Origin of the sequence: Streptococcus sp. DD11 (assembly GCF_001578865.1) — a bacterium.
Taxonomy (GTDB): Bacteria; Bacillota; Bacilli; order Lactobacillales; family Streptococcaceae; genus Streptococcus; species Streptococcus panodentis.
Genome location: NZ_KQ969397.1, coordinates 196,615 through 200,695 on the forward strand (window position 1 = coordinate 196,615; position 4,081 = coordinate 200,695).

At 47.5% G+C, this 4,081-nt stretch carries 2 protein-coding genes and 2 pseudogenes; all 4 read right to left on the bottom strand.

Annotation, left to right across the window (positions count from 1 at the left end; all coding sequences use genetic code 11):
* Nucleotides 1-268: 268 nt before the first annotated feature.
* The 4 genes and pseudogenes from STRDD11_RS12015 to STRDD11_RS12030 all read right to left on the bottom strand — a co-directional run bounded on the left by STRDD11_RS12015 (nt 269) and on the right by STRDD11_RS12030 (nt 3,718).
* Nucleotides 269-631: a hypothetical protein gene (locus STRDD11_RS12015; RefSeq protein WP_128837477.1), complete on the bottom strand. Its 363-nt coding sequence runs from the start codon at nt 629-631 to the stop codon at nt 269-271.
* A gap of 66 nt (nt 632-697) precedes the next feature.
* A pseudogene (locus tag STRDD11_RS12020) lies at nt 698-1,899 on the bottom strand (MFS transporter).
* Between the two features lie 85 nt (nt 1,900-1,984).
* Nucleotides 1,985-3,332: pseudogene (gene asnS / locus STRDD11_RS12025) on the bottom strand (asparagine--tRNA ligase).
* A gap of 20 nt (nt 3,333-3,352) precedes the next feature.
* Nucleotides 3,353-3,718, bottom strand: a complete 366-nt coding sequence (locus STRDD11_RS12030; protein WP_128837478.1) for a VOC family protein — start codon at nt 3,716-3,718, stop codon at nt 3,353-3,355.
* Between the last annotated feature and the right edge of the window lie 363 nt (nt 3,719-4,081).

Consider the following 4,081-nt stretch of genomic DNA (forward strand, 5'->3'; position numbering starts at 1 on the left):
CTATAACCTCAAAAGCTCCACTGGAGCTTTTGAGCAATCAGCTGCCGCGTCAAGAGTTTTTTACCAAAACATAGCGAGACTGAAGAACTTTTATACAGTATCTTCCAAAAGATGCATCCCTCTGTGGGTGAGGACTCAGCCATCATGGGAGTTTGTCTCAGCCTCGCTGTCCTAGTTTGAAGAGAGTTTCAAAGAGCATTTCTGAATGAGAGACCAAAAAAGGCTGAGACAGCCCGTCTCAACCTGCTCAGCTATGCTGGAAAATGGATCAATCATAGTCCTCAGCCAGTTTCTTTTTTTGATAGCGCAGATAGCCCTTTTCTTCGTCCAAGCGGTAGCTGTGCTGCTGCAAGGCTTCAAACTCATTGTCCAAAGTGTTTTCCAGATTTTTTATCTTCTGCCGAAAGTTGGCAGCTTTCTGCTCAAATTCCTCATTCTGCGGAAAAGTCTCAGCAAAAGCATCCAGCAGGGCCTGCAATTTCTCAAAATCCCGCTGCCGCTGTCTGGCCTGCTCCAGCATCTCCTTATGGGATTTCAGTATCCCATCTATCTCCACCAGAGCCTCTTCCTCTGCCTTGATTTTTATCTCTTTCAGCTCCTTTTCAAGCTGAACATCATCTTCCAGTGTCATATCCGCACCTCCTGATAAAATGATAGCAAAAAATATTTCAGTTCTATTAAACAAACAAATAGAAAATCAAGAAATCTTTTCTGGACTATGCCTAAGACCTCTGGCGACTCTTTTCAGGGCCTGCTGCAGAAAAGGCGTCAGCAAAAGCAGGAAGACACCCAGAGAAATGAAGGTCATGCGAAACCCCAGACTGTCAATCAGCCAGCCGGTAATAGGGAAAATAACAATCATACTCAGGCTGAACAGCATAGAGTTGACACTGAGCATGGTAGCCCGGACCGGACTGGGCAGGTATTCCTGCAAATCATTGGAAAAGACAGGCTGGTAAAGGGCATAGAGAGTATTGCTGAGCAGATAGACAAGGATATAGACCAAAGGTGTCCCCAGCATGCTCAAAATAAAGACGGCTCCAGTTGCTGCAGCCATAAGAGGAAACAGCTTCAGCGAGGGCCAAGACTTGCCAATCCGGCTTGCCAAAGCCACAGCTAGGATATTGAAGCCGCTTCCGGCCAGCATGACTGCTGAAATCTGCCAGCTGGCAAGCTCAGGCAGCTCTTTTTGATAGTAAAAGTAAAACATGCACATGAGTACACCCACAATCTGAAAAATAATCATCCAGACAAAAAGACTGGGCCTGTTTTTAAATTCCAACCGGACCGTGCCGATAATCTTCCCCATGGTCAGCACTTCTGCTTTCTGATGCTGGCGTTGAGGCTCTTTCAAAAAACTAATCAGAAGCATAACCAAGAGCGAAAGGCCAATCATGATATAGTAGGTCACATGCAGATAGCCGTGAACAAAAAAGCCAGCAAGAACAGTCCCAAGGGAAATGGTCGCTTCAGCAACACCAGATATGAAACTGGAAATTTTCAGAAAATGCTCCTTGAGTCCTCCTTCTACAGCTGAATCATAGAGCATAGCCGTCGCTGTTCCCGAGTCAAAATTATAGGCCAAAGCATTGGGAATCATAGCCAGAGCATAGATCCAAAAATTTCCCTGCCCCGCCAGCATGAGGATGCAAGACAGGATGCTGGCCAGCCGGCTCAGATAAAGATTGCTCTTGTAGGAAAAACGGTCAGCCAGCAGGCCCGACGGGATTTCAAAGAGGACGCTGGTCGCATGGAAAATGCTCTCCAAAAGCCCAATCTGCAGCAGGGACATGCCATTCTGATGCAGAAAGAGGAGCCAAAAGCTGACAATGCCAAAGAAGCCAAAAACTCAACTCCAGCCAGCAGGCCGATATTGCTTCTGTAAGATTTTTTGAACATATTTCTCCTCTCCTGAGTGGATTTCTTCTGCTTTTCTTACTTTTGACCTGCCAAAAAACGCCACGCAGGCGTTTTTTCATTCTGTTTATGGCTTAATCCGATGCAGCATCCGTGGGAATGGAATCGCTTCGCGGATATGCTTGGTACCTGCCACAAAGGTCACCATGCGCTCAATACCGATACCAAATCCACCGTGAGGGACAGAGCCATACTTCCGAAGATCTAGGTAAAATTCATATTCTGACTTGTCCATGCCCAGCTCATCCATCTTAGCAACCAAGGCATCGTAGTCCTCTTCACGCATGGAACCGCCGATGATTTCACCATAGCCTTCCGGTGCCAATAGGTCCGCACAGAGCACGCGCTCAGGATTACCCGGCACTGGCTTCATGTAAAAGGCCTTGATAGCAGCAGGATAGTTAGTGACAAAGGTTGGTACGCCAAAGTAGTTGGAAACCCCAGGTTTCATGCGGTGAACCAAAGTCATCCCCCCGCTCAATGTGCTCATAGTCAGCATCGGCATCCTTTTCATGCTCCTGCAGGAGGTCGATGACCTCATCATAGGAAATGCGCTTAAATGGCTCTGACACATACTTTTGCAGCAGGTCGGTGTCGCGCTCCAGCACTTCCAGAGCATGCGGCGCCCGGTCCAAGACACCTTGAATCAAGGCCTTGACATAGGCTTCCTGCAGATCCAATGACTCTTCATGAGTGACAAAAGGATACTCCGCATCCATCATCCAAAACTCCGTCAGATGACGGCGGGTCTTAGACTTTTCGGCGCGGAAAACCGGACCGAAGTCAAAAACACGGCCCAGGGCCATGGCACCAGCCTCTAAGTAGAGCTGGCCAGACTGACTGAGAAAGGCAGGATTGCCAAAATAGTCCGTTTCAAACAGCTCGGTCGAATCTTCTGCTGCATTGCCAGAGAGAATCGGACTGTCAAACTTGATAAAGCCGTTTTGATCAAAAAAGTCATAGGTCGCATAGATGATGGCATTGCGGATCTGCATCATGGCCATCTGCTTGCGGGAACGCAGCCAGAGATGGCGGTTGTCCATGAGAAAGTCCGTCCCATGCTCCTTAGGCGTGATAGGATAGTCAGTTGACTCGCCGATGACATCAATATCTGTAATATCCAGCTCATAGCCAAACTTAGAGCGCTCGTCTTCCTTGACAATCCCCTTGACCAAAACAGAGGTTTCCTGACTGAGTTTTTTAATTGTATCAAACTTAGCCAGCCCTTCTTCTTCGCCGAATTTCTCAATGAAGTTCGGCTTGAAAGCGACTCCTTGGAAAAAGGCGGAGCCGTCCCGCAGCTGCAGGAAAGCAATCTTGCCCTTGCCGGATTTGTTGGCCACCCAGGCACCAATAGTGATTTCCTCACCAACATGGTTTTTCACATCAATAATGGATACAGTTTTTTTAGACACGTTTTTTCTCTTTTCTATTTTTATTCTTGATGGCAGACAGCCTCGATATTATTACCATCTGGATCTAGGATGAAAGCTGCATAATAAGGCTGATGATAGTGTGGACGAATGCCCGGACCGCCATTGTCCTGACCGCCGGCCGCAAGCCCTTCCTGATAAAAGGCATCTACCTGCTCTCTCGTCTCAGCATTGAAGGCAAAGTGCGTTGGCTCTGACTCTCCCTGACTCAGCCAAAAGTCCCCAGCTGGCGCTGTGCGCGGCTCTGCAAAACTCACCGCCTGAGGTATATCAAAGGCAATTTTATAGCCCAAAGGCGCTAGTAGCTTCTGATAAAAGGCCTTGCTGACTCCCAAATCCTTCACTCGAATTCCAAAATGATCAATCATATCTGCCTCCTGCTTTCATTGCTAAATGCCGTCTTCCTTCTCGAAAGAAATCGTTTGGACACCCGTCCTATATTTTACCACAAAGCCACTGCAATAGCTATATTTGAAAGTCCAAAAATCAAAAATCTTCAAAAAAGAAAGAAGCAGCCGCACCGCTTCACTGGCCCCAAAAAACAGCTGACAGAAAAATCAGCCGCCTTTTTTAAATTCTTCCGTTTCCGTCTTCCAGTAGGTCATCCTGCTCTTCTTGGTATCCACCTGCCCCTGATCATCCAGCTCGATGCGGACCTTAAAATAGCTCCGCTCAATCTGCGGCTTGTATCTGGTCTCATAAACCATGGTAAATTCGCCATAGCCCTGACC

Bases quoted from the DNA above. Each gene is read 5' to 3' on its own strand.
- STRDD11_RS12015 (WP_128837477.1), bottom strand. From the start codon at position 631: ATGACACTGGAAGATGATGTTCAGCTTGAAAAGGAGCTGAAAGAGATA.
- STRDD11_RS12030 (WP_128837478.1), bottom strand. From the start codon at position 3,718: ATGATTGATCATTTTGGAATTCGAGTGAAGGATTTGGGAGTCAGCAAG.